19 protein-coding genes and 1 tRNA gene are annotated in these 24,687 nt (G+C 74.1%); 7 read left to right on the forward strand and 13 right to left on the reverse strand.

The features are described from left to right. The coding region (locus tag PUR56_RS05240) for a restriction endonuclease (protein WP_329948032.1) at nucleotides 1-785 on the forward strand (785 nt) is incomplete at its 5' end. Between the two features lie 122 nt (nucleotides 786-907). Here PUR56_RS05240 and PUR56_RS05245 read toward each other — a convergent pair. Further along, nucleotides 908-3,109 (reverse strand): HEAT repeat domain-containing protein, encoded by a 2,202-nt coding sequence (locus PUR56_RS05245; protein WP_329948033.1) that lies wholly within the window; start codon nucleotides 3,107-3,109, stop codon nucleotides 908-910. Nucleotides 3,110-3,344: 235 nt separating this feature from the next. Between PUR56_RS05245 and PUR56_RS05250 the strand changes: the two genes are divergently transcribed. Beyond that, nucleotides 3,345-3,539: a hypothetical protein gene (locus PUR56_RS05250; protein WP_329948034.1), complete on the forward strand. Its 195-nt coding sequence runs from the start codon at nucleotides 3,345-3,347 to the stop codon at nucleotides 3,537-3,539. A 212-nt stretch (nucleotides 3,540-3,751) separates the two neighbouring features. Here PUR56_RS05250 and PUR56_RS05255 read toward each other — a convergent pair. The 8 genes from PUR56_RS05255 to PUR56_RS05290 form a co-directional block, all read right to left on the reverse strand. Further along, nucleotides 3,752-3,825, reverse strand: a tRNA-Pro gene (locus PUR56_RS05255). Between the two features lie 132 nt (nucleotides 3,826-3,957). Next, the gene (locus PUR56_RS05260) at nucleotides 3,958-5,241 is read right to left on the reverse strand and encodes an MFS transporter (protein WP_443034437.1); all 1,284 of its coding nucleotides are present in this window, start codon (nucleotides 5,239-5,241) and stop codon (nucleotides 3,958-3,960) included. A gap of 138 nt (nucleotides 5,242-5,379) precedes the next feature. After that, entirely contained in the window at nucleotides 5,380-5,784 is a 405-nt protein-coding gene (locus PUR56_RS05265) for a MarR family winged helix-turn-helix transcriptional regulator (RefSeq protein ID WP_329948035.1), read from the reverse strand. Nucleotides 5,785-5,970: 186 nt separating this feature from the next. Further along, on the reverse strand, nucleotides 5,971-6,762 hold the full coding sequence (locus PUR56_RS05270) for a DUF1684 domain-containing protein (protein WP_329948036.1): 792 nt from the start codon (nucleotides 6,760-6,762) through the stop codon (nucleotides 5,971-5,973). A 278-nt stretch (nucleotides 6,763-7,040) separates the two neighbouring features. After that, nucleotides 7,041-7,901, reverse strand: coding sequence for an acyl-CoA thioesterase (locus PUR56_RS05275; protein ID WP_329882815.1), 861 nt, complete (start codon nucleotides 7,899-7,901; stop codon nucleotides 7,041-7,043). A 281-nt stretch (nucleotides 7,902-8,182) separates the two neighbouring features. After that, the gene (locus PUR56_RS05280; protein WP_329948037.1) at nucleotides 8,183-8,869 is read right to left on the reverse strand and encodes an alpha-ketoglutarate-dependent dioxygenase AlkB family protein; all 687 of its coding nucleotides are present in this window, start codon (nucleotides 8,867-8,869) and stop codon (nucleotides 8,183-8,185) included. 63 nt (nucleotides 8,870-8,932) lie between these two features. Further along, nucleotides 8,933-9,391 carry a transglycosylase family protein gene (locus tag PUR56_RS05285; protein ID WP_329948038.1) on the reverse strand — a complete coding sequence of 153 codons (459 nt, stop codon included), beginning with the start codon at nucleotides 9,389-9,391 and terminating at the stop codon, nucleotides 8,933-8,935. A gap of 345 nt (nucleotides 9,392-9,736) precedes the next feature. After that, complete coding sequence (locus PUR56_RS05290; RefSeq protein WP_329948039.1) at nucleotides 9,737-10,567, reverse strand: transglycosylase family protein; 831 nt, start codon at nucleotides 10,565-10,567, stop codon at nucleotides 9,737-9,739. A 702-nt stretch (nucleotides 10,568-11,269) separates the two neighbouring features. On the opposite strand from PUR56_RS05290, the gene PUR56_RS05295 reads away from it, so the two are divergent. Next, the gene (locus PUR56_RS05295) at nucleotides 11,270-12,121 is read left to right on the forward strand and encodes a hypothetical protein (RefSeq protein ID WP_329882811.1); all 852 of its coding nucleotides are present in this window, start codon (nucleotides 11,270-11,272) and stop codon (nucleotides 12,119-12,121) included. Between the two features lie 562 nt (nucleotides 12,122-12,683). Next, the gene (locus PUR56_RS05300) at nucleotides 12,684-13,451 is read left to right on the forward strand and encodes a hypothetical protein (protein ID WP_329948056.1); all 768 of its coding nucleotides are present in this window, start codon (nucleotides 12,684-12,686) and stop codon (nucleotides 13,449-13,451) included. Between the two features lie 192 nt (nucleotides 13,452-13,643). On the opposite strand, the gene der is transcribed toward PUR56_RS05300, so the two are convergent. The 4 genes from der to PUR56_RS05320 all read right to left on the reverse strand — a co-directional run bounded on the left by der (nucleotide 13,644) and on the right by PUR56_RS05320 (nucleotide 19,550). Then, nucleotides 13,644-15,098, reverse strand: a complete 1,455-nt coding sequence (gene der, locus PUR56_RS05305; protein WP_329882810.1) for a ribosome biogenesis GTPase Der — start codon at nucleotides 15,096-15,098, stop codon at nucleotides 13,644-13,646. A gap of 207 nt (nucleotides 15,099-15,305) precedes the next feature. Beyond that, the gene (gene cmk, locus PUR56_RS05310; RefSeq protein ID WP_329948040.1) at nucleotides 15,306-16,019 is read right to left on the reverse strand and encodes a (d)CMP kinase; all 714 of its coding nucleotides are present in this window, start codon (nucleotides 16,017-16,019) and stop codon (nucleotides 15,306-15,308) included. A 253-nt stretch (nucleotides 16,020-16,272) separates the two neighbouring features. Then, nucleotides 16,273-18,300: a hypothetical protein gene (locus tag PUR56_RS05315; RefSeq protein WP_329948041.1), complete on the reverse strand. Its 2,028-nt coding sequence runs from the start codon at nucleotides 18,298-18,300 to the stop codon at nucleotides 16,273-16,275. Between the two features lie 164 nt (nucleotides 18,301-18,464). Beyond that, entirely contained in the window at nucleotides 18,465-19,550 is a 1,086-nt protein-coding gene (locus PUR56_RS05320) for a prephenate dehydrogenase (protein WP_329882807.1), read from the reverse strand. Nucleotides 19,551-20,005: 455 nt separating this feature from the next. On the opposite strand from PUR56_RS05320, the gene PUR56_RS05325 reads away from it, so the two are divergent. The 3 genes from PUR56_RS05325 to PUR56_RS05335 all read left to right on the forward strand — a co-directional run bounded on the left by PUR56_RS05325 (nucleotide 20,006) and on the right by PUR56_RS05335 (nucleotide 24,558). Continuing rightward, a complete protein-coding gene (locus PUR56_RS05325) occupies nucleotides 20,006-22,342 on the forward strand; it encodes a DUF4139 domain-containing protein (protein WP_329948042.1) in 2,337 nt (778 codons plus the stop codon). A 5-nt stretch (nucleotides 22,343-22,347) separates the two neighbouring features. Continuing rightward, nucleotides 22,348-24,039: a DUF4139 domain-containing protein gene (locus PUR56_RS05330; RefSeq protein ID WP_329948043.1), complete on the forward strand. Its 1,692-nt coding sequence runs from the start codon at nucleotides 22,348-22,350 to the stop codon at nucleotides 24,037-24,039. A gap of 156 nt (nucleotides 24,040-24,195) precedes the next feature. After that, on the forward strand, nucleotides 24,196-24,558 hold the full coding sequence (locus tag PUR56_RS05335) for a DUF952 domain-containing protein (protein WP_329948044.1): 363 nt from the start codon (nucleotides 24,196-24,198) through the stop codon (nucleotides 24,556-24,558). Nucleotides 24,559-24,687 lie beyond the last annotated feature (129 nt).

The raw sequence follows: 24,687 nt of genomic DNA on the forward strand, positions 1-24,687 counted from the left end.
CCTACGCCCGGCTGGTGGCCCGCCTGGCCCTCCGGGCGCTGGACGAGGCGTTCACCGCCACACCGGCAGCATTCGTGGAGACCGTCATCCTCAACGGCCGCGTCAACGCCACCGATCCGACGACCGGCCAGGCCGTCCGGGCGTGCGTCGTCAGCGTCGTCGCCCAACGCAAGGACTTCGCCGAACTGGTCCTGGACGAACCGCGTCTCGACCCGCAGCAGTGCCTCCACCGGCTCGGCGCCACCGTCTCCAAGCACCCCCACGACCTGGAACCGGTCACACCCATCGTCGAGGCGGACCTGTCCCGCTACCGCATCATCACCGACACGGCCGTGGTAGCCACCCTCGACAGCCGGCCCGACCTGCTCCGTATGAACCCCTACGACTTCGAACGCCTGGTCCGCGAACTCTTCGAACCCATGGGCTACGAGACCTGGCGCACCCAGGGCTCCCGCGACGACGGCGTGGACGCCGTCGCGACATTGGCCGACCCAACCGGATCCACCAGCTTCGCCATCCAGGCCAAACGCTCCAAGAACGTGGTCCCGGTGAACACCGTCCGCGCCATGTCGGGCGTCATGCAGGACAAGGACGCCGGCTACGGCATCGTCGTCACCACCTCGTGGTTCGGCAAGGACAGCTACGACTTCGCCCACCGCAACGGCCGCCTCCGCCTCATCGACGGCCGCAACCTCAAAGCCCTGCTCACCGAGCACCTGACCATCGACGCCCTGATCGGCCTGCCCAAGGTCCCCCCGGGCTGGCAGGCCGGCGACCTCGTGTGAAGTCGAACGCGGACCTCCCCGGGGCCGCCCCGAGCCGCCGGCCCACGATGCGTGCGAATGGCCCACTGCACGTCGGTGAACGGCAGAGCCGAGCAACGATCGGAAGATCAGTATGACGCGGCCTAGATCAACGGCGTCGGTCCGTCAGGGAGCCTCGTTGGATCGAAGGAGGCCGTGCGGTGAGCACTTCGGTCGATCTGGATGACGCGGGCCGCCGAGAAGGTGGTCCAGGTGGTTCGCATTGAGGTGATGATCAGCTGGAAGCCCTGGTCGGCAAGCCCCGAGAGTGTGTCGAAGACCGCGCGTTCCGCGGCGGGGTGCAAAGAGCCGAAGGGCTCGTCGATCAGGACAACCCGGTTTGGCACACCGTCCGGCTCGGCCAGGGAGCGCAGGTTCGCCTGCCAGTTCTCGAACCCGGAAGCTCGGCTGTCGAGTACCCGGACGTTCCGGTCGCTGAGGTAGTAGCAACTATGCGGAGTCCGCCGCTCGTTCCACGTGATCCGGAGGTGTTTGGCCAAGTCCTGGCTCGCCGAGCTCGGCTTACCGATGGGGAGCGCGGAGCGCACCGAGTTCATCGACAGGGCCAGGGCCTCCAACAGAAGGGTCTTCCCGGTGCTGTTGCCGCCCACCAGCACGGTGATCCCCTCGTGGAAGCCGATTCCCCGGCGCAGCGCCGCGGCGACCGGCAGAGTTCCGAGTTCCTGGTAGGAAGCCGGCAGTTCGGCAGCCTGGAGGATGGCGTTGTCCGTCATGCGAGAGATGGCGACCGTATGGCCCTGGCGCGCGAGCCCCTTCACGGCCACCCAACGGATGGACTCCGAGGGATCGTCACGGAGAGAGTAGAGAGCGCCGAGGGCGGCGCGATCGTGGGGCCAGCTCTCGTTGAGAAGCTCTGCGGCGACCGCCCGGACGAGTGCCTCGCTGTCGCGGGCAGCGGTGATCAGGCAGTCACGGACCACTGGATCGTACGGCCACCCTTGAACCAGCGCAGGCATCACCGTCTCACGGACCTCCGGATCCTTGTGCTGAACGAGCCGAGCCAGCGCGTCGCGCGCGACATGGTCACCCGGCCAGCTATACGCCAGCCCCAGGGCCGCCGTCTGCCGAACCTGATGCTCGGGGTCGCCGGCCAGCGCCATGACGGCCTCCCGGGCCTCGGGGTTCCCTGCCCAAGCGGCCGCCAGGCCCCAGACCGCGTTGTGGCGAATGGCCGACTGATCATCATGGACGAGGCGCAGAAGGGTGTCGCGGGTGCGCGGGTGGTGGGCCCAACCGGTCAGCATGGTCCGCAGTGCGGCGCTGCGGGCGAGCGGGTCGCTCAGGCGGGTGGCGGACACCAGGATCGCCAGTTCGTCATCGGGGGCCAGCGGTGAGTCGTCCGCGAGGGCGCGTCGTAGTTGGGCTATCTTCTGTTCCCCGGCGTCGTTGTACTCCTGGACCCGGCCGAGGGCGGTCGCGATGTCCGCGAGCGCGGACTCGGCGTGGAGGCCTGGCGAGACGACGCTCCGGGGCGATAGCGGCGGGGGGTCGGGCAGCGGCCCCAGGTGCCCGACGTCGGCGTGTGCAGCCAGCCGCCGCAGGTTGCCCTGCGCCTGGTCCCACAGCAGCTCCAGCACCCGGCGCCGGTGGTCCACCCGGTCGAACTCCGTCTCCGCCGCCGCCTTGTGCTCGACTGCCTCGGTGCGCTGCCGCTCAGCCAGCGAGCGCGGAACCGTCCGCCCGGCGGCGCGTGGTGCGCCGAACAGGTCGAAATCGAGTTCGGTGATGATGTCCCGCAACGCGTCGATGATCTGCAGCAGCGTGCCCATCAGCGCCTGGGTGTCGCTCAGCTCCCGGCGGAGGCGGTCCCCGGTGCGATGCGCCCGTTCGAGGCCGAGCTGCGCCTGCAGCGTGGCGATGGCCGCCGCTGCGGTGGGCGGCTCCGGTGACGGCTGTGACTGTGACAGCTCAGCTGGGCGAGCCTTGAGCCGCCGGGCCTTCGTCAGCAGTTCTGTCGCCTCCCGGAACAGCGCCTGGTGGCGATGCTGAGGCAGCCCGGCGGCGGCGCTCGTGATCTCCAGGAAGGCCCCGAGGAACCGGACGGACGGCAGCGCGGTACCGCCCTTGAAGAGGCGGTCGAGGTGCGACTTCGAGAAGTTCATCCCACTCGCCGGGGCGGCCGACCCGCCCGGCACCGCAGCGTTCCCCGCCTGCTCCCGCTCGGCCCGCTGCTGGAAGGCGCGGGCAATCTCACGCGCGCTCAGGCCCGCTTCCTGCGCCCGGGCCCGGAGGAAGGCCCCGAGTGCGTACGCGGCACTGGCACCGTCTCCCGCTGTTGCGCTCATCGCTGTTTCCCTCGAACTCCGGCCCCGGGGGCGCCCCAGACGCGTCCCTGGACGGGCCCGGGACACCGGCGATCCTCCCAGATCGGGCCTACGGCCAGCGGGCGATTGCCCCGAGCGGTCCCAGGCTGCCCCAGGCTGTCCCAGCACGGGTTGGGGACACCGCCCACGCCAAGCACGCTGGCTGCGCGGTCGACGGCGGCCGTGAGGTGTTCCGAGCAGCGGAGGCGTACGGCGAATGTCGACAGAGATCAACGAGACGGTCCAGGCGATCGGCGAGGGATGCGCCAGCCATGCGGGCGGCGTTCCGGAGCTGCTGGCGGCCACGCTGCCGGAGTTCCTCGGCGGACTCGCGGTGGCGCTGGTCACCGCGCTGGCGGCCTGGGGCCTGAATCGGCGGCGCACCCGTCGGGCGCCCGACGACGCGCGCTGATCGGGCAAGATCCGGAGGCCCTCATGCGCGCGCGATCCCAGGACTGTGGTGAGCTATGGGCGGGTCCTGACTCCCAAGCTCTCTGGTCCCCGGCTGGTCCCTGGCAAGATCACGGACCGTCCGCTCCAGCGCCGTGGATCATCTGTCGGACCATCAGCAAAAAGGCCGCCGACCTGGGATTTCTCCCGGCCAGCGGCCTTCCGACATCACTGTCGGGACGACAGGATTTGAACCTGCGACCCCTTGACCCCCAGTCAAGTGCGCTACCAAGCTGCGCCACGTCCCGTGGTCTCGTGACCCTGGGCGGAGTCTGAGGGACTCTGCTTCGGGTTTCTCGACCTTGTCGGCCGGTGTCCCGGCGACGTGGAAAACAATACAGCACGTCGGGGGGTGCTCGCTGCCAGGTATGGGGGTGGGGTCAGGGGGTGGGGTGGCGGGCGTCGTAGCGGAGGAAGGCGGGGCGGCGGGCGGCGAGGAGGAGGATGGCGGCCACGCACGCGAGGCCGCCGGTGACGACGGAGACCGCGGGGCTGGTGAGGGACGCGACCGCGCCGGATTCGAAGTCGCCGAGGCGTGGGCCGCCGGCGACGATCACGACGAAGATGCCCTGGAGGCGGCCGCGCATCTCGTCGGGGGCGGCGACCTGCATCATCGTGTTGCGGAAGATCATGCTGACGGTGTCGGCGCAGCCGGCGACGGCGAGCAGGAGGAGGCCGAGCCAGAGGTTGCGGACGAGGCCGAAGGCCGCGATGGCGAGGCCCCAGGCGACGACGGAGACGAGGACGGCGGCGCCCTGGCGGCGGACTCGGCCGACCCAGCCGGAGAAGAGGGCGCCGGCGAGGGCGCCCACGGCGGGGGCCGCGACCAGCAGGCCGACGGTCCGGGCGTCGCCGCCGTAGAAGGTGACCGCGATGGCGGGGAAGAGGGCGCGTGGCATGCCGAAGATCATCGCGGCGAGGTCGGCGAGGAAGCTGGTGCGCAGGTTGGGCTGGTCGCGCAGGAAGCGGAGGCCGTCGAGGACGGAGGCCCGGCCCTTGCGCTCGCCGAGCGGGAGCATCGCCGGCAGGCGCCACATGGCGTAGATGGTGGCGGCGAACGCGACGGTGTCGACGAGGTAGGCGGACTGGACGCCGTAGGCGCCGATGAGGACGCCGCCGAGCATGGGGCCGACGGTGAGGCCGAGGTTCATGCTGACGGTGTTCAGCGCGTTGGCGGCGGGGAGCTGTTCGGCGGGGACGAGGCGCGGGATCATCGCGGACCGGGCGGGTGAGCCGAGCGCGAAGAAGCCGGCCTGGACGGCGACGGCGACGTAGAGGACGGCCACGAGGCCGAGGCCGGCGAGCGCCTGGGCGGCCAGGACGGCGGAGACGACGGCGAGGCCGGCCGAACCGATCAGGCCGAGGCGGCGGCGGTCGACGCTGTCGGCGATCGCACCGCCGTAGAGGCCGAAGGCGATGAGCGGGAAGAGGGAGAAGAGGCCGACCAGGCCTGTCGCGAAGGTCGAACCGGTCAGATCGTAGACCTGGACCGAGACGGCGACGGCCGTCATCTGCTGCCCGACCGAGGAGACGACCTGGCCGAACCAGACCCGCCGGTAGTCGGCGTTGTCGCGCAGCGGGCTCAGGTCGGCGAAGGCCCCGCGTGCGGCCCGCCGGTACCACGGAGGGGCCGTGACCGGTACGGCAGGAGCCGTGACCGGCACGGCGTCGGCGGGCGCCGAGGGGGACGGTGCCGCCGGGGTGGGGGCCGGGACCGCGTCGGCGGGGGGCTGATTGGCAGGATGATTGGTCGACACGGAAACCCATGTTCCGCCCCGCTCCTCCGGGACCACCGACCGGGGTCAGTCGACTCCGACGTTGCCGAGGATCCGGTCCGGCAGAACGGCCAGTTGAGCGACGCCGGCGTCGCCGAGGCCCTTCGACATCTCCTGCTGACCGGTCACCGCGACCGCCGAGATCCGGACGTACAGCTCCCCCTCGGGGGCCGGTTCGACGGTGGCCGCGCGCCGGTCCTCGTCGATGCGACGGCGCACCACGAGCCCGCGCCGCTCCATCTGCTCAAGCTGCCGGGACAGGGCCGACCCCTCGATGCCCAGGTACCGCGCGAGGGCGCGCCGGATCATCGGACCCTCCAGCTTGCGGGCCGCGAGCACCGTCCAGGTGACGAAGGTCGCGCCCGACTCGGCGAGACGCGCCTCGAAGAAGGCCCGGCAGGACTTGGCGGTCAGGTGCAGCTCCGGGGCCACGCCGGTGCGCAGCCCGACGCCACACGGCCCACGCCCCGCGTCCCGTTCGGCCCGCAGACCAGCAGACCGGCAGACCGGCAGGCGGCCCGGACGGGATGCGGGGGATGCCGAGGACCGTCCGCGGAACGACTGCAGACGTACTGCAGTCGTTCCGCGGACGGACCAGCAGACGGACCAGTGGACGGACTAGCGGGTGAGGACCTGCTTCTCGCCCGCCTCCACCGCGAAGTCCAGGCGGTTGCCGGGCGGCGGGAAGGGGCAGATGAAGTGGTCCGCGAAGGCGCACGGCGGCAGGTAGGCGCGGTTCAGGTCCAACACCGTGTGCCCGTCCGCGTCGGGCTCGGGGAGGGTGATGAACCGGAACCGGTAGGTGTCCCGGCCGCTCGTCGCGTCGGCGATGACGCCGCTCAGGCCGTTGCCCGAACGGCTCACCGTCAGCGTCCGGTGCTCGCCGGCGACGGTGAACTCGATGCGGCCGCTCACGGCCAGGCGGCGCTCCTTGCCGTCGGCGTTCGGGACCACCAGCGCCTGGGCGGCCTCGCCCTCGAACGGGGTGAAGACCGCCGGGACGGCCCACTCCGGCGCGTAGGTGTAGGCGGAGATGCCCGCGAACGATGCCCGCCCGGGTGCGGCCGGGTCGAAGACCCGGAGCGCCAGCTCCCCCTCGCGCTCGATCGGCACCAGGAGCAGCTCACCCAGGGTGGCGGTGTCCGCCGACGGGTCGGTGTCCGGGCGGAGCAGCGCCTCACCGTCGACGGGGGCCTCCGCGCCCGCGACGGTGAGGCCGTCGGCGGCCGTCGCCCGGAACCGGATGCCCTCGGTGTCCGTCCACCAGAGGCCCGGCAGGCCGGGGATCTCGGCGGGATCCGGTTCGAGCCAGTGCGTGCCGGTGAGCGACAGCTGCCCGTGCAGTGCGCTCACGGACGCCGTCCGCTGATCGCTCCAGTGCTTCCAGTCCTCTGCGGCGGTCGCCGTCATCGGCACGCCCTCCCATTCCGGTCCAGGGCCCGCCGGGCGGGCCGTCCGTTCTCCGTTACCCCCGTAAACATCCGACACCCGGGTGGATCATTCCCGTTGCCGGGCGGCTTGGCACGCCTGTAGTACGCCCGTCGCACGCCCGTCACATGAGCCCTTGAACACACAGTCCGACAGCACGTGGCCATGCGCACGTAACCCGCGGGACGTGGAGCGCGAGACGTGGAGCGCTGAACGTGGGGCACACCACGTGGCACCCGAGGTGGGTCGGCCTTTCCTCATCAGCCCTTGATACGCCGGAACAGCCCCTCCTGGACCACCGACACCACCAACTGCCCGTTGCGGTCGTAGATCTCCCCGCGCGCGAGGCCCCGGGCGCCGTGGGCTATCGGGGACTCCTGCTGGTAGAGCAGCCAGTCGTCCGCCCGGAACGGCCGGTGGAACCACATCGCGTGGTCGAGCGAGGCCATGTCGAAGTGCCGGGTACCCCAGAGCGGCTCGACGGGCGCGCGGACCGCGTCCAGCAGCGTCATGTCACTGGCGTAGGTGAGCGCGCAGACGTGGATCAGCGGATCGTCGGGCAGCGCGCCGTTGGTGCGCAGCCAGACGCCGCTGCGGGCCTCGACGCCGGCCAGTTCCTCCTTGGTCCACCGCAGCCGGTCGACGTACCGGATGTCGAAGGGCTGGCGGCGGCTGATGAACGGGGGCAGCTCACCCAGGCGGGAGCCGACCTCGTCCAGCGCGCTCGGCAGTTCCTCGGGCGCCGGGACGACGGGCATCGGGAACTGGTGCTCGATGCTCTCCGGTTCCGGGACGTGGAAGTCTGCGGTCAGCGCGAAGATCGACCGGCCGCCCTGGATCGCGAGCACCCGACGCGTGGTGAACGAGCGACCGTCCCGGAGCCGGTCGACCTGGTAGACGATGGGCACGCCGGGCACCCCGGGGCGCAGGAAGTACGAGTGCAGCGAGTGGACCGGCCGGTCGCCGTCCACGGTGCGCCCCGCCGCCACCAGCGCCTGCCCGGCGACCTGGCCGCCGAACGTCCGCTGGAGCGCCTCCTCGGGGCTGCGCCCGCGGAAGATGTTCAGCTCGATCTGCTCGAGATCCAGCAGTGCGACGAGCTCGTCGACGGGGGTACCCATGGGACACGTCCTCTCCGGGCTGCCGACCCGGCCGGAGGTCTTCCGTCCGGCTGTCGTCACCCGTTCTCTCGAATTCTCCAGCTCATTCGAATTCTTCAGCGAGCCGGGACATTCCCCCGGGCAGGGGCCCGCCTCGCCGATTCACTCGAACGAGGTCGAACAGTATCGGTCGGCTGACAGGTGGCGGCCCCGGGCGGACCCCGGGTTCGGGCAAGGCCGGGCCCGGGCTCGCCCAGACCCGGAGGTCAGGACAGGGCCCGGCCCGGGCCCAGGACCGTCCGCTACAGCCCCGACTGCCGCACGGTGATGTTGAGCCGCCCGGTCAGGCCCAGCTCCGGGTCGGCCGTCCCCGGCAGCGTCCGCACCACGCCGTGGTACGCGAACCGGGCCGGGCCGCCGAAGACCAGCAGGTCGCCGCCGTGCAGTTCCAGGTCGGTCCACGGCCGGGTGCGGGTTTCGGTGTTCCCCAGCCGGAAGACGCAGGTGTCGCCCAGCGAGAGCGAGACGACCGGCGCGTCCGTCCGCTCGTCACGGTCCTGGTGGAGGCCCATCTTCGCGCCGTGCGGGTAGTGGTTGACGATCGCGATGTCCGGTTCGTAGCCGACCGCTCCGGGGATGTCGGCGGCGGCCTCGCCGTACGCGTCGGCGACCGCCCGCCGGGCCAACCGGGCGAGGTCGGACGGGAAGGGCTTGACGGGCGCGCCGTCCTCGGCGGTCCGCGAGTAGCCGTACGGGTACCAGTGCAGGCCGAGCCCGACCATCCGGACGGACATCATCCCGCCGGTGGGCATCCGGACGGAGTGCAGGCCCGCCGGCGGACGGGACCACTCGCGGCAGGCCGCCACCAGCCCCAGTTGGGTCTCCGCGTCGAGCCAGCCGGGGACGAGCACCGCGCCCGGTGCCGGCTCGGACCGTCCGCGCGCGGAGGCGGGGTCGAAGAGGCCGCCGAAGAACTCGCCCTGGGTCACTCCCCCATCCTCGCCCACACCTCCGACACATCCGACAGCGGGCACGCACGTGTCACCGGCCGCTCACCCCGGCCGGGGCCGTACCCCCGCCGGGGGTCGTTCCCCCACGCGGGACCGCTCCCCCACCGGGTCGACGATCATCCCGATCTCGCGGGCGCAGCCCGGCCACGCCTCCCAGCCCTGCCCGCGCAGGATCTCCTCCCCGACCGTGGTCTGCGCGCGTCTGGTCGCACGGTCGGGGCGGTCGGCGAACCGCAGTCCGCCCGCCTCCTCCCAGGTCGACGGTCTGATCTGGAGCCCGCCGAAGTACCCGTTTCCGGTGTCGGCCTGCCAGTCGCCCCCGCTCTCGCAGGCGGCGAGCTCGTCCCAGATCATGTCCGCCACCGTGACCGCGGCCCGGGCCCGGACGGTCGGCAGCAGCGCCGTGCCCGCCGTCAGGCAGAGGGCGCAGGCGGCCAGGGCGGCGACGCGGACGACGGGAAGCGCGGCGGACGCGGTCGGTCCGCGTGCTCCGGCGGTCACCCGATCACTCCCTCGGACGTCACGGGGCCGAGCTGTCCTGATGGCACACCAGTCGACCCTAGGCCGCCTCCGGCGGTGCATGGCGGATCGGTACGACCGTCCGGGCGTCCGGGCGGTCCGGCCTTCCGTGTACTCGCACCGACCTTCCGGGCCGCATCCGCGGCGCATCCGGCTCACGTCCGGGCCGCCTCCGGGCGCCCGCCTCACGGGCCCGACACGGCAACGGCACCGCCCCCGGCCCGCAACGCCGACGGCCGTTCCCCAGCCCGGTGGGCGGGGGAACGGCCGGTGGTCCGGCGCCGCAGGCCGGGGGCGGGCCTACGGCGCGGACAGCGGATCGTCGGATCAGACGGTCAGGGTCTGGCCAGGGAAGATCAGGTTCGGGTTGGCGCCGATGACCTTGGCGTTGTTGTCGTACAGCGCGTGCCAGTCGATGCCCTTGGCCGCAGCGATGGTGCTCAGGGTGTCGCCGGCCTGGACGGTGTAGTTGCCACCGTTGACCTGCTTGGCGTCGTTCGAGGTCCAGGACTTGCCGGACTTCGCGACGTTGTCGGCCTTGTCGGCCTTCGGCGCGGCAGCGGCCTTGGGGGTCTCGGTAGCCTTCGGGGCCTCGACGGCCTTCGGGGCGACAGCAGCCTTCGGGGCGGCGGTCTTCGGGGCCTCGGTGACCTTGGGCGCGGCCGGCTTCGGGGCCTCGGTGGCCTTCGGCGCGGCCGGCTTCGCGGCGGGGGCGGTGGTCGCACCGGCGGAGGTGTCGACGGCGGCCGGGGCGCCGCCCTTGGTCAGGCCGGCCTTGACGGAGCAGACGGGCCAGGCGCCCGGGCCCTGCGAGGCGAGGACCTTCTCGGCGACGGCGATCTGCTGCGCCTTGGTGGCCAGGTTGGCCTGCGAGGCGTAGGCGGTGCCACCGAAGGCGGCCCAGGTGCTGGAGGTGAACTGCAGTCCGCCGTAGAAGCCGTTGCCGGTGTTGATGGCCCAGTTGCCACCGCTCTCGCACTGGGCGACAGCGTCCCAGGTGGAGACGGAGGCGGCGGAGGCCGAGGTGGCCGTGACGAGGCCGGCCACCGGCAGGGCCGCGACAGCGGCGCCCGCCACGACAGCCATCCGGACGCGGTTGCGCTTGGTGGCGGTGGAGGTGGAGGTGGTGGCAGCGGCGGTCTCGTTACGGAAGGTCATGAGGTTCCTCTCGACAGCCCCGGGCGGGCATGCGGAACCAAGCCCTCGAAGGGGATGGGATTCGCTCGCCGCGTCCGTGGGGCGGCCGGGTACGTGTCGGACGTACCGCGCCGCCCCGGCCACCGCCCACGCACCGGCGACCTGTTCGAGCGGTCGATCGGCGGGCACGGCCTGCGCCGGGTGAACCGGCGGGCTGTGCGTCGGGGGTGAACCCGGGTGGTGCTCGTTGCACCGCCAATGAAGCTACGAGTCGGCCGCCAGGGATCCAAACACTCGGAGGTCTGCCCAGCTCAGCCGGGCATTACCGGCGGTAACTACCAGGTAATCATGTCCAATTTGTCCGATTTAACCGTCATTTCCTAGATCAAACATCACTGTCCCGTGTCCCACCTCACAGTTTCATTCCGGCAGGCCCGCCATCGAGATCGACAGATTGCGAGCACGAGACCACGCTCCGCGGTCGAATCAGGGGCAATTACCGTCACCCGCACCCCCCACCCGTGACCCCTGACACAGGGGCCCGTTGGTAAGGGCGGCCGGGGCCGCCCCCTGCCCCGGCTCGAACAGACCCGACCGCCCGACCCCTACGGATTCACCCCGCCCGCCCTGCCGGCACCACCCCGGCGCCCCCGTCGGCACCACCGCCGACGCCCACTGCCAGCACCTACCGCCAACGCCCCTGACACCTCACAAGGAGAACAAGTGCCGCGCATGCTCGACGTCAGCGACGAGGTCCGGTCCGAGATCGGCGACGACGAGGCCGACCGCCTGCTCGGCGGCGCCCACGCTCCCGACAGCTACGAGTGCACCTCCTGCCGCACGCCCGGCGACACCCTCCAGGAGCCCACCAGCACCGTGCTGTTCGTGGGTGAGGAGACCGCGGTGCTCGCGTTCGCCCACGCCCGCTGCATCCCCTCCCAGGTGGTCCCGGTCTCCGAGGAGCAGCTGGTCGGCGCCGTCCGCAGCATCAGCCAGGCCCGGGGCGACGCCCCCGCCGGTACGCCCGGCCACCCCCAGCCGGCCCCGGCGCCCGCTCCCGAGTCCGGTCGGCCCGAGCCGTCCGGCCCGTCGAGCGCCCCCGGCCAGGCCGCCATCCTGGGCATCACCTGCGGGCTGGTGCTGCACGGCAGCACCGGCCACGCCTCGCTGGTCGTCGAGCCGACCGGACCGGTCGGCCGCCCGGGCAACACCAGCGGCGAGGACGAGTTCCTGGACCTCCTCCAGGACGCCGGCTTCCAGCAGGTCACCGACCTCGACAAGACGCCGGACCAGCTGCCCGGCTGGTCGGTGCTGGTCGCGATGGGCAAGCTGCACGCGATCCTCCAGCCCGCCGCCGCCGGCGGGAGCACCGGCTGGTGGCAGGCCCACCAGCCGCTCCAGGTGACCGATGCCTGGCGGTTCGCCGCCAACCAACTCGGCGAGGTGACCATGTACGCCGTCCCGGCCGGAACGGTCGGACGGCAGCCGCGCGAGGACCTGCTGCGCCTGGCGCTGGAGCGCGCGGTCGCCCTGGGCCAGGTGGTCGCCGCCTCCCTCCCCCTCGCCGGGACCTGAGCCCGCACCTGGCCCACGCCTGGCCCGGACCTGGCCGATACCCGGGCCGGCCCCTGGCCGGGAGCGGATCCGGGAACGGGCCCGAGGCGTGCACCGCGCCGGACCACGGCCCGTTCCCCAGCCCGCAGGACGCCCGCTGCACCGCCCGGGCCCCGGCCCGCCTGCTCGGGCCCGTACGGGCCGACACCGGCCGACACCGGCCGACACCGACCTGTACGAGCCGGCGCGGGCCGGCACGCGCGCGTCGCGCCACGCCCGTACCTCGCCACGCCCGCCGGGCGCGTACGCCGCACCGCTGCGCCGTCCCGATCAGGTGCGCACCCGGCACATGCTCGGTGCGCACTCGGCGCGCAACCGGCGCGCAACCGGCGCGGGCGCCCTGCCTCCGCGCCCGGCGCGGGCCACGCCTAACGTGCCCTCCCGCACGGCACAGGCCACCTTCCGGCCGGGCCGGGGGACCCCGCATCCACCGGCGAACTCGCTCGTTGGGCCCTGCGTGTACAGCTACGACGTCCCCGCATCCCACCGTCGATCCGCCACCGCCTCCCGCGCAATCCCGGGCATGCGCCCGTCGTACGACGCCGAGCACCCGCACTCGGCGACGCCGATCTACGACGAGCTGTACTCCGAGTACCGGCGCCTCTTCCGCGCCCTGCCGGGTGACCGCTCCGGCGAGGAGAACCTGAAGTTCGCAGGCTTCGCCGTCCGTGACGGCTACCCCGTCCTCGCGGACCGCTCCTACCCGCCGCAGCACCAGGCGTTCCAGACGTACGCGGGCCAGTCGATCGGCATCCCCCAGTTCATGCCGAGCCAGCAGACCGGCCCGGGACTCGCCGGCCACCACGGCCACCACGCCCCGCACGACCCGACCGGACATCACGGCCTCACGGCCCACTCCGGCGCGGGCGGCTCCGCGGACCACGGCAACCAGAACAACCCGAGCAGTCACACCGGCCACCACGGCCACACCGGCGTTACGGGAACCGGCCACACCACCGACCCCACCAGCGACGGAAACAGCCACGCACCGGGCGCCGGCCACACCCAGGGCCACCCCCAGAACCACAACCACACCCAGAGCCACGGGTTCGGCCAAGGCGCCGCACCGCTACCCGTACCCGCCCAACCTGCCTCTGCCGCAGCCCAGTTCGGGAGCAGTCAGGGCTGGGTCGCGGCCGGCTACCTCGGGCCCGTCCCGCACCCGATGCCGGTGCCGGCTCCCGTGCCGGTCATGGGCACGGGCTTCGGCCACGCGCCGGGCCAGGGCGCAGGCGGTCGCCACCGGAGCATGCTCTCCCTGCCTCCGGGCCGCAGCGGCGACCAGCACTGACCCCGGTCACGCCGATCGCCCGACGCCCCGGGACGCCTCACGCGGCACTCACAGCGCGAGCACCACGAGCACCACACCCGCAACGAGCACCAGCACCAGCAGAACCACGCGCCGTCGAACGAACGGAGGCCCCGCCACCCGGTTCTCGGAACCGGGTGGCGGGGCCTCCGCACACCTGCCTGACGACTACTACTACTTCCTCTTGCGCTTCTCCCGCACACGCACGGAGATCGAGATCGGCGTGCCGACGAAGCCGAACTCCTCACGCAACCGGCGCTCGACGAACCGGCGGTACCCGGCCTCCAGGAAGCCCGAGGCGAACAGCACGAAACGCGGCGGGCGGGTGCCCGCCTGGGTGCCGAACAGGATGCGCGGCTGCTTGCCACCGCGGATCGGGTGCGGGTGCGCCGCGACCAGCTCGCCGAGGAAGGCGTTCAGCCGGGCGGTCGGGATGCGGGTCTCCCAGCCCTCCAGCGCGGTCTCGATCGCCGGAACGAGCTTCTCCATGTGGCGGCCGGTCTTCGCCGAGACGTTGACCCGGGGCGCCCACTGCACCTGGACGAGGTCGCGCTCGATCTCGCGCTCCAGGTAGAAGCGGCGCTCCTCGTCGAGCTGGTCCCACTTGTTGTACGCGATGACGACGGCACGCCCGGCCTCGACGGCCATCGTGATGATCCGGGTGTCCTGCTCGGCGAGGGTCTCGCTGGCGTCGACCAGGACGACCGCGACCTCGGCCTTCTCCAGCGCGGCGGAGGTGCGCAGCGAGGCGTAGAAGTCGGCGCCGGCGGTCAGGTGGACGCGGCGACGGATACCGGCGGTGTCGACGAACTTCCAGGTCTTGCCGCCGAGTTCGATCAGCTCGTCGACCGGGTCGCGGGTCGTTCCGGCCACCTCGTTGACGACCACCCGCTCCTCGCCGGCGACCTTGTTGAGCAGGCTGGACTTGCCGACGTTCGGCCGGCCGATCAGCGCGACGCGGCGCGGGCCGCCGAGGGCGGCGTCGCCGAAGGTCTGCGGCGGGGCCTCGGGCAGCGCGGCCATCACGGCGTCGAGCAGGTCGCCGGAACCGCGGCCGTGCAGGGCCGAGACGGGGTGCGGCTCGCCGAGGCCGAGCGACCAGAGGTAGGCGGCCTCGGCCTCGGTGGACGGGCCGTCGACCTTGTTGGCGCACAGGACGGTCGGCTTGCCGGCCCGGCGGATGAGCTTGATCAGGGCTTCGTCGGTGTCGGTGGCGCCGACGGTGGCGTCCACGACGAACAGCACCGCGTCGGCGGTCTCGATGCCCAGCTCGGCCTGGGCCGCGACCATGGCGTCGATGCCGAGGACGTCGATCTCCCAGCCGCCGGTGTCGACGACCTTGAAGCGGCGGCCGTTCCAGCTGGCCTCGTAGCTGACGCGGTCGCGGGTGACGCCGGGCTTGTCCTCGACGACGGCCTCACGGCGGCCGATGATGCGGTTGACCAGGGTCGACTTGCCGACGTTCGGGCGGCCGACGACGGCCAGCACCGGCAGCGGCAGGTGGCTGCCGTCGCCGAGGCCGTCGACGTCCTCGGGGTCGAACCCCTCTTCGGCGGCGAGCGCCATGAACTCGGCGTACTCGGCGGCGTCCAGCTCGCCGTGTCCGGCGGTGGAGTGCTCTGCGGTCATGTTCGTGTTGTCCGTTTCCCGGCCCGGCCCTTCCCAGGGGCGTGCCGTGCGTACCTGCCCCACCGGGGCAGCGCGATTGTTGTCCGGGTGCCGTGTCGGCACCCGTTCGTCCAGGTGCCGGTGCGGCACCCGTTCATCGGTGGTGGTCACCCGGCGACGACGTCACCGGGTGGATCGGACGGTCGGCCCGGAGGCCGACGGCCCCGGTCAGACCGCGGAGAACCCGGCCCGCTCCTCCACCAGGGCGGCGATCGTGTCGATCACCTGCTCCAGCGTGAGCTCGCTGGTGTCCACCCGGACCGCGTCCGCGGCCTGGGTGAGCGGGGCGGTCGTCCGCGAGGAGTCGGCCGCATCCCGGCGGGCCAGGTCGGCGGCCATCGCGGTGATGGTCGCCTCGTCCACGCCCTTGGCACGCAGCTCGGCCGCCCTGCGCTCGGCGCGGGCCGTCTCCGACGCGGTCAGGAAGATCTTGACGGTCGCGTCGGGGAAGACCACGCTTCCCATGTCCCGGCCCTCCGCGACGATGCCGCGCTCGGCGACCTCGGCGCAGCCGCGCTGCAGCTCGACCAGGCGGGTCCGCAGGGCCGGAACCGCGGCGACGGCGCTGACGTGCGCGGTCACCTCGGGGCCCCGGATCGGACCGGCGACGTCCTGACCGTCGACGGTGATGGTCGGGCCGTGCGCGTCCGTGCCGGACACGATCACCGGCTTGCCGCAGGCGACGGCCACTGCCTCGGGGTCGTCGACGTCGACGTCGTTGGCCAGCATCCACCAGGTCATCGCCCGGTACATCGCACCGGTGTCCAGGAAGCTCAGCCCCAGCCGGGCGGCGACCGCCCGGGAGACGGTCGACTTGCCGGAGCCGGAGGGTCCGTCGATGGCGACGACGACCGGGGCGTGCGCTCGGTCGGCAGTATCCACGGCACGAACCTCTCTCTGAATCTCTGCGCATGGCGACCCGAACCAGGGGGAAGCCGGGGGAGTGTCTCCCCCAAGGTTAATGGACCGCCGCCCGACCCCGGCCCAGTCGGTGCCCGGGCCGGTCCACGGGCAGGCCAGAGCCGCCCCAGCACCGCCGCCCGACGCTCCCGGTCGGCGGGCGGCCCGCTCCGAACCGTCCCCGAACCCGACACCGACCGCCCACCCGCAGCCCCCCACCCCCCTCAGCTCGCGCTCAGTCGCCCCGGATCGCCGCCAACGCCTCGCCTGCCGCCGCCGTCAGCCGCTCGTCACGCAGGGGCGTCAGTACCGCCCCGCCCAGCATCCGCTCGTGACCCTCCACGTACGCCTCCAGCACCGGCACCGCAGCGTCGGCCGGCCGGCCGATCGCGGTGAGGTGGCGCAGCACCGCCGACAGCTCGTCGTCGTACTCGCCCGCGGCCCGTGCGGGCCCCATCGGGCCCGCTGTCGCCCTGGCGCCCCTCAGCCGCCGCGCCGCCGCCCGCTCGCCGGTCAGTTCGCCGACCAGTACGTCGACCGCCGGCCCGGGCTCACCGGTCAGCCGCCACCAGGCGTGCGCGGCCTCGACCCGGGTCCGCTCCCCCGGCGAGGTCAGGAGCGCGCGGACGGCACCGGCGTGCCGGACCGCCCGCGGGCCGAGGTCGGCCAGGTAGGGCAGGTGCGGCCGGCCGGGACCGGCCTCGGCGGCGGCGCCCAGCACCTCCAGCGCCGTGAGGTGGTCGCCGGTGACCCGCCAGAGTGCCCAGACGGCCGTCTGCGTACCGTGCCAGGGCAGTGCGCGCGGGTCGCGCGGCCGCTGCGCCCCGACGGCGGGCACCCCGACACCGTCCGCCAGCTCACGCAGGCGCGGTGCGGCCCGCTCCGCCGCCGGGCCGATCGCACCGAGCGCTGCGGCGGTCCGGCGGGCCTCCCCGGTCTCCAGCAGCGTGACCAGTCGCGGCACGACCGGGGCCGCGACCGGTCCCCACGCGGCCAGCGCCTCCAGCGCGCCCGCCCGCGCGCCTCCGCCCTCCTCCTGGAGCGCGACTTCGACCGCGGGCAGCAGGGTGTCGGCCTCGCCGGGGTGGGAGCCGACCAGCCGGCCGATCGCGAGGTCGTAGCCGGAGCCGCAGAGCCGGTGCCGCAGGTAGGTCAGCACCCGCGGGTCCCCGAGGTGGGCCAGCGCGAACGCCTCCGGCCTCCCGTGGTGGGTGGGGAGGCGGGCGAAGAGCCTCTGCGCGAGCAGGTCCGCGTACGGGGCCGCCGCCGAGCCGGCTTCGGTGAGCAGCCGCGCGGCGCTCTCGCGGGCCTGCCAGCCTGGATGGTCTAGGTGCCGTGCGGCCAGGGCGTACAGATCGGCGGTGTCGGCCCGACGGTCGGTGACCGTCCGGGCGGCGCGGTCCAGGGCCCAGCCGGCCCGCTGTCCCGCCGACTGCCGGCCGCTCGGCTCCGTTCGCAACAGTGCGTCGGCCAGGGCCCGGCTCTCGTTCGGGCGGTCGGCCAGTGCCTCGGCGGTCATGGTGTGGAGGAGGCCGACCGCCGGCCGTCCGGGGTCCTCCGTGTCGGTCAGCGCCGCTGCCGCGAGGGCGCCCAGCCCCGTGTCGTCCGTTCCGGGCCTCAGCCGGAGCCTGCCCGCCAGCGCCGCCAGCCGCACCGTGGGGCTCGGATGCCCGAGCCACCGAGCGAACCACTGGTACCGGTCCGGATCATCGGATTCCTCGCCGGTCCCGGCTCCGTCCTCCGTCCCGCCCGACCCAGCCCCACCCGACCCAGCCCCGGACGTTACCGTCCCGGTCGCCTCCGGCAGCAGCGCCACCAGCACTGCCAGCTGGCCCGCCAGCACGCCCGCGTGCGTCTCCCGCCCGGCCTGGGCCCGCAGGGCCGCGGGCGCCGCCGGTTCGTCGGCACCGAGCCACTTCAGCACCGGCGGGGCCGCCGCCCGGACGTCAGGGTCCGTATCCGCGACCGACCGGACGACCTCGGGCACCACCGGAGCCAGGACCGCCGTCCCGCCCAGGTCCGCGATCGGCCACCAGTACGCCGCCGGTTGCTCCGCGAGCTCCGTCAGCAGCCTCAGCGCCTCCGCGCGGGTCCGCCCGCGCGCCGACCGCAGCATGCGGACCAGCAGCGGTACGGCGCCCGGCACGGCCTCCCCGCCCCGTCCGGGTGCGCGCAGGTCGGTGCGGAGCCGGGCAACCGCCCGCCGCAGCGCCCAGGCGGACATCCGCTCCTCCGCTTCGACCGCCGCAGTCGTCGTACCCACCCGCCGCCCTCCCTCCTTCCCCAGCCCGTCGACCCTCACCGCGGCCCACCGCGGCCCACTGCGGCCGCCGACGCCTGTTCGGGCGGCGCCCCCGGCGCGGCCTGCCGAACGATCGGGCCGCCGTCGGCGCCCTGCCCCGGAGGAGGGGCCGCTCCGGGCCCGGCTCAGTCCCGCACGCTCCACCCGCTGGCCCGCAGCGCCGCCGTCAACGGCCGCACCGCACCCGGCGCCACCGACAGCTGGACGAATCCCACCTGCTGGCCGGTCGAGTGCTCGATGTCCACGTCCTCGATGTTGACGCCTGCCGCACCGACCTCGCCGAAGAGCCGGCCCAGCTCGCCCGGCTGGTCGCCGAGGACGACGGCGACCGTCTCGTACCGGGTGGGCGGCGCACCGTGCTTGCCGGGGATGCGGGCCTGGCCGGTGTTGCCGCGCCGCATGACGGCCTCGATCCCGGCCGCACCGCCCCGCCGCTCGCGCTCCTCGGCGGCCTGCAGCGCGCGCAGCGCGCCGACGGTCTCGCCGAGGTCGTTGGCCACCTCGTCCAGCACGTCGGCGACGGCGCCGGCGTTGGCGGACAGGATGTCCACCCACATCCCGGGGTTGGAGGCCGCGATCCGGGTGACGTCCCGGACACCCTGGCCGGAGAGCCTTATGGCGGTCTCGTCGGCGTTCTCCAGCCGCGCGGCGACCAGCGAGGAGAGCAGTTGCGGGGCGTGCGAGACCAGGGCGACCGCACGGTCGTGCGCCGAGGCGTCCATGACGATCGGCATGGCCCCGCAGAGCGCGACCAGTTCGAGGACGGCGTTCAGCGTCTCGGTGTCGGTGTCCGCGGTGGGAGTGAGCACCCACGGGCGACCCTCGAACAGGTCGGCGCGGGCGGCCAGCGGGCCGGACCGTTCGCGCCCTGCCATCGGGTGGCTGCCGATGTAGTGGACGGTGTCGCAGCCGAGCGCGGTGACGTCGGCACGCGGGCCGGCCTTGACGCTGGCGACGTCGGTGTAGAAGCGGGCCAGTTCGCGGCGCTGGCAGTCGGCGAGCACCTTGCCGACCAGCGCGGGCGGGACGGCGATGATCGCCAGGTCGACCGGACCGTCGGCCGGTTCGGTGATGCCGGCGCCCAGCGATTCGGCGGTGCGGGCGGCGTCCGGATCCGCGTCCTCCAGATGGACGGTCAGACCTCTTCCGGTGAGGGCGAGCGCGGCGGAGGTGCCGATGAGTCCGGTACCGACGACGACGGCTGTGCGCATGGCGGGTTGGCTCTCCTCACAGAACGAACGGGCAAGCGGGACAACGGAACCGGGCGGAGCGGTACGGGCCCGGGACGGCCCGGACGGACCGCACCGGACGAAACGGCTCCGGACGGCGCCGGATCGGTCGGACACGTCCGCCCCATCCTCTCGTATCCCCGTCGTCCGCACGGACACCGCGACCGCGACCGCGCCCCCGAGGGCAACCGCGAGGGCAACCGCGACCGCAACCGGACGGCCCTCCCACCCGTCCCCACACACGACCCGCGCGAAAGCGCCCGGCTCCCCGGCACTCGGGCCACGGAACGCACGCCACGGAGCGCACGCCACGGCGCCCGTACGCCGCGCACGGCGAAATCCGGGGACGGGAGCGCCGACGCACGGCAGGATGGGCCGCCCAAGGGGAGGCCCTGGCGCGATCGGCGCCGACGGTACGAGACGAAGGGGTTGGCCGGGTGAACGATCAGCACAGCAGCGACCAGCATCGACCGCAGGACGGGGACCACGGCGAACGGCCGGAATCCTCCACTCCCACCAGCCCCCCGTCCTACCCGGCCGACTCCGGTCCGGTCGACCCCACCGCGCCCACCGCGCCGCCCGCACCCCCCGCACCGCCCGTCCGCACCGCCCCCGCAGTGCCGTCCGTGCCGTCCGTGCTGGACTCGGTCGTCGTCCACGCCGTCGGCGCGGTCTGCCGCCGCCGGGCCCGGGTGGCCGTACCGCCGGGCGGACGGCTCCGGCTGACGGGGCTGCCCACGGCCCTGGAAGGGCACTCGCTGCGCGCCCGGGTGCTCTCCGGCCCGGCCGGCACCGCCGTCACGGAAGCCCGCCTCGAACCGGTCGCCGAACTTCGCGAACCCACCGAACTCCCCGATCTCCGAGCGAAGTTGAACGAGGCCCGAGAGCGCGAGCACGCCGTCCGGGAGCGCCAGCGGCTGATCCTCGCCGCCGTCGCCGAGACCGCCGCGCTGCGCGCCGTCCCACCGCAGCGCCGCCGCGACGAACCGCTCCGCCGGACGCCCGCCGATGCCTGGCTGGAGCTGGCCGAGTTCGTCGACGAACGCCTCACCGGGCTCCAGCAGCGCGCGGAGGAGCTGACGCGCGAGATCGAACTCGCCCATCACGAGACCGAGTTGCTCACCGATCAACTGAACCGCTCGTCCACGGCCGGCCCGGCCCGGCCGGTGGAGGTCTCGGCGACCGTTCTGCTCACCCTCACGGCGACGCCCCCGGGCAGCGACCACGACACCCCCGGCACCGCCACCCCCACCAGCACCGCCGACCTGGACATCGAACTGGAGTACACCGTCCGGACCGCCCGCTGGGTGCCCTCCTACCGGCTGTCGTACGCGCAGGGGGCCGACACCGGCCGACTGGTCCTGCGGGCCTCCGTCGCCCAGCTGACCGGCGAGGACTGGAGCGGCGTCCGGCTCGCCCTCTCCACCGCCGACCTGGACCGCCGCACCGACCTGCCCAAGCTGCGTTCGCTGCGGATCGGCCGCAGCCAGCCCGCCCCGCCGCCCTCCGGCTGGCGCGAGCCCCCGGGCGGCCTGGCCGACCTGTTCACCGGCTACGACGCGGTCGGCCCGCGCCCCGGGCTGCCGCGCCCACTGATCGCCGGAGCCGCCCCGCGGCCCCGCCTCGCCGGTCCGGTCGCCCCGGCCGTCGCGCTGCCTCCGCCGGCGCCCGCCGCCCCGGGAGCCGCCCCGGCCGGCGGCCTCCTCTCCGCCTACGACGAACCGCACGCCGCCCCGCCGGCTCTCGGCTTCGCCGGGTACGGCGCGCCCCCGCCCCCGCCGGCTCCGGTCGCCTCCCGTGCCCGTGGGGCGCGGAGCGGGAGCGCGAGCCGCAGACGGGCCGCCGCACCGGAGGGCCTCGGCGTCGGCGACGACGTCCTGTCGCGGTTCGACTCGGCCGCCGCCGGCGGGTACGAGGAGGGCGGCCCGGGGGCGCCCGCCGGTCCGCCGGTCCCCGACGCCCTGCTGCTGGACTACCCGGCGCTCGTCCTGCTCGGTCCGGACTCCGCTTCCGGGGTCCGGGGCACCCTGCAGCGGTCCGCGCCGCGGCCCTCCGCCCGGCCGGGCGTCGGCCACCTCGTCGCGGGCATCGACCATCTGGCGCTGCCCCGGCACGCCGTGCCCCCGCGGGTGTCGGCCGGCTCCTTCGACCACCGCTTCGACGCCGCCGCGCCCGCCGACATCCCCTCGGACGCCACCTGGCACACCGTCACGATCGACGAGATCCCGGTGTCCGTCCGTCCCGAGTACGTGACCGTCCCCGCCGTCGAGGAGAAGGTCTACGCCACCCTGCTGGTCTCCAACCCGACCGACCGGGCGGTGCTCGCCGGCCCGGTCGAGGTGACCGTCGACGACGAGTTCCTGCTCACCGCGGCCCTGCCCACCCTCGCCCCCGGCGGGGTGAGCCGACTCGGCATCGGCGTCGCGGAGTCCGTCGAGGTGACGCGCCGCACCGAGCTTCGCGAGTCCACCGCAGGCATGCTGAACAACAGCACCGTGCTCGACCACCGGGTGCACGTCGAACTGGCCAACCGGCTCGGTCGCCCGGTCACGGTCGAGGTCCGCGAACGGGTGCCGGTCAGCTCCGACTCCGAGATCCGGATCGAGGAGCGGGCCGACTGGCGCGCCCCGACCGAGCCCTCGCCGGAGTGCCCGCCCAGCAGCCGGCTGTGGCGGGTCGAGCTGCCGCCGGGCGGCCGGGCCGAGCTCGACGGCGGCTACCAGATCAGAATCCCGGCCGGAAAGGCCATCGTCGGCGGAAACCGGAGGAACTGAACGAGATGACCGACACCCCCCTCCCGAGGACACCCGCCCCCGATCGCACGGCCCTCGATCCCGCCGCGGCCGACGCCACCGCCGTCAACGCCCCTGCCGAAACCGTCCCCGGGGGCACCGTCCCCGCCGTCACCGCCCCCGGGGGCACCGGAGCCGTCACCGTCCACCCTCTCCCCGTCACCGCCGTCACCTGCCTGGAGGACCGCAGCCAGGTCGAGCGCACCGTCACCCTGGAGCTGGCCCCCGGCATCCAGCGGCTGCGCCTCGGCCCGCTCACCGCCCTGGCCGTCGACCGCACCCTGCGCGCCGAGGCCGACACCCCGGGCGTCCGTGTCCTGGACGCCCGCATCGTGCGCGCCTGGACCCCGCGCGCACCGCTGCCGCCCGGCCCGGACGACTCCGAACTGCGCCACCGCCTGCACCGGCTGGACGAGCACACCCGCGCGGAGGGCAGGCTGCTCGAACGGCTGGAGGCCCGGTTGGGCCTGCTGGCTCAGCTCTCCGCCGACCTGCTGCGCGAGGTCGGCGAGGGCGCGGGCGCCGGCGAGGTCGAGCGCACCCGCTGGGCGCGCGAACTGGCCCGGGTGGACGCCGAACGGGAGCGGTACGGCGAGGAGCTGCGGGCCACCCGCTCGCGGCTGCGCGAACTGGAGGAGCAGCGGTCCCAGGCGCTCACCGCCCTCGACCAGGCCGAGGAGCAGCCGGCCGAGCTGGTCGCGCACCTCGACCTCACCGTCGAGGCCGCGGCGGCCGGGCCCGCCCGGCTGACCGTGAGCCACCTGGTGCCGTGCGCGCTCTGGCGGCCCTCCTACCGGGCGACCCTGACCGACGGCGAGCTGCGGTTGGAGTCGGAGGCGGTGGTCTGGCAGCGCACCGGGGAGGACTGGACCGGCGCCCGGCTGACCTTCTCCACCGCACGCTCGGCGCTGGCGGCCGAACCGCCCGCGCTCGTCGAGGACCTGCTGATGCTGCGCGAGCGCACCACCGAGGAGCGGCGCACCGTCGACGTCGAACTGCGTGAGGAGGAGGTCTCCACGCTCGGCCCGTCCGGGGCGGTGCCGGGCGTGGACGACGGGGGGGAGGTGCGGGTGCTGCCCGCCCCGGCACCCGCCACCGTGCCGTCCGACGGGCGGGCGCACCGGGTGCCGCTGGGCACCTTCACGGGCCCGGCGCGCAGCGAGTACGCGTGCGCGCCGGAGCTGTCGCCGCTGGTCACCCAGGTGGTCAGGTTCCGCAACGCGGCCGGGCACGCACTGCTCGCGGGGCCGGTCGAGCTGGTCCGGGGCAGCGGCTTCACCGGGCGCGGTGAGCTGCCGTTCACGGCCACGGGGGCCGACACCGAGCTGTCGTTCGGCAGCTCCGACGGCTACCGGGTGGTCCGGGAGACGGAGGAGCGGCAGTCCACCGCCGGCCTCGGCCAGCGCTCGGTCACCACCCGCACGGTCCGGCTCTACCTCTCCCGGTTCTCCGGGCCGGAGGAGCGGGACGAGCAGCTGGTCGCGGTGCGCGAACGGGTGCCGGTCTCCGAGGTGTCGGCGGTGGAGGTGCGGCTGCGCAAGGAGGAGTGCTCGCCGGCCCCGGACGCCTTCGACTCCGAGGGCATCGTCCGCTGGGACGTCCCGCTCGGCCCGGGCGCCCGCCGGGCCGTCACACTGGTGTACGAGATCTCGGCCTCCGCCAAGGTGGCCGGTCTGTGAGCCCCGCGTCCCCGGCCCCGCCGTCGACCCGCCCCCCGTGGCTCGACCGCCTGTGGCCCGACCGCCCGTGGCTTGGCCTCCTTCGGCCCGACCGCCCGCGACCCGGCCGACCCGCGCGAACCGTCGCCATGACGTCCGCTCAGGTACAACAGGAACATGATCCTGCACCTCGCTCCCCTGGACGACTGGCTGGCCGACCCGGGCCGGCCGTACGCCACGGCCTCGCTGCTCACCGACGGGTTCATCCACTGCTCGGCGGACGAGGAGACCGTGCTGGCCGTGGCCAACGCCTTCTACGCCGACGCCCCCGAACCGCTGATGGCGCTGCTGATCGAGGAGTCGCTGGTGGAACCGATGGTCAAGTGGGAGGCCCCGCACGGCGCACCGCCGCCCGGGGCCTCCCCCGGCGTGCTGTTCCCGCACATCTACGGCCGGTTGAACCGGACGGCGGTGGTCGGTCTGGCGAAGGTCGAACGCGGGCCGGACGGCCGCTGGGCGGGCCTCACCCCTTGGAGCTGACGCCCCGGCCGGGGGCTCACCGGCCTGCGGCTCACCGGCCGGGGACGCCCCGGCCGGCGGTTCCCTGACCGGCCCCCGGCCTCGGCCCGGCCACCCGCCGCGCAGCCGACCGCGCCCCACCCGGCCGCG

Source organism: Streptomyces sp. BE303, assembly GCF_036290945.1.
In the GTDB taxonomy this organism is placed as follows: Bacteria; Actinomycetota; Actinomycetes; order Streptomycetales; family Streptomycetaceae; genus Kitasatospora.

Excerpts from the sequence above, each read along its gene's own strand:
- PUR56_RS05245 (WP_329948033.1), bottom strand. The coding sequence starts at position 3,109 with ATGAGCGCAACAGCGGGAGACGGTGCCAGTGCCGCGTACGCACTCGGG.
- PUR56_RS05250 (WP_329948034.1), top strand. The coding sequence starts at position 3,345 with ATGTCGACAGAGATCAACGAGACGGTCCAGGCGATCGGCGAGGGATGC.
- PUR56_RS05270 (WP_329948036.1), bottom strand. The coding sequence starts at position 6,762 with ATGACGGCGACCGCCGCAGAGGACTGGAAGCACTGGAGCGATCAGCGG.
- PUR56_RS05275 (WP_329882815.1), bottom strand. The coding sequence starts at position 7,901 with ATGGGTACCCCCGTCGACGAGCTCGTCGCACTGCTGGATCTCGAGCAG.
- PUR56_RS05290 (WP_329948039.1), bottom strand. The coding sequence starts at position 10,567 with ATGACCTTCCGTAACGAGACCGCCGCTGCCACCACCTCCACCTCCACC.
- PUR56_RS05300 (WP_329948056.1), top strand. The coding sequence starts at position 12,684 with ATGCGCCCGTCGTACGACGCCGAGCACCCGCACTCGGCGACGCCGATC.
- der (WP_329882810.1), bottom strand. The coding sequence starts at position 15,098 with ATGACCGCAGAGCACTCCACCGCCGGACACGGCGAGCTGGACGCCGCC.
- PUR56_RS05320 (WP_329882807.1), bottom strand. The coding sequence starts at position 19,550 with ATGCGCACAGCCGTCGTCGTCGGTACCGGACTCATCGGCACCTCCGCC.
- PUR56_RS05330 (WP_329948043.1), top strand. The coding sequence starts at position 22,348 with ATGACCGACACCCCCCTCCCGAGGACACCCGCCCCCGATCGCACGGCC.
- PUR56_RS05335 (WP_329948044.1), top strand. The coding sequence starts at position 24,196 with ATGATCCTGCACCTCGCTCCCCTGGACGACTGGCTGGCCGACCCGGGC.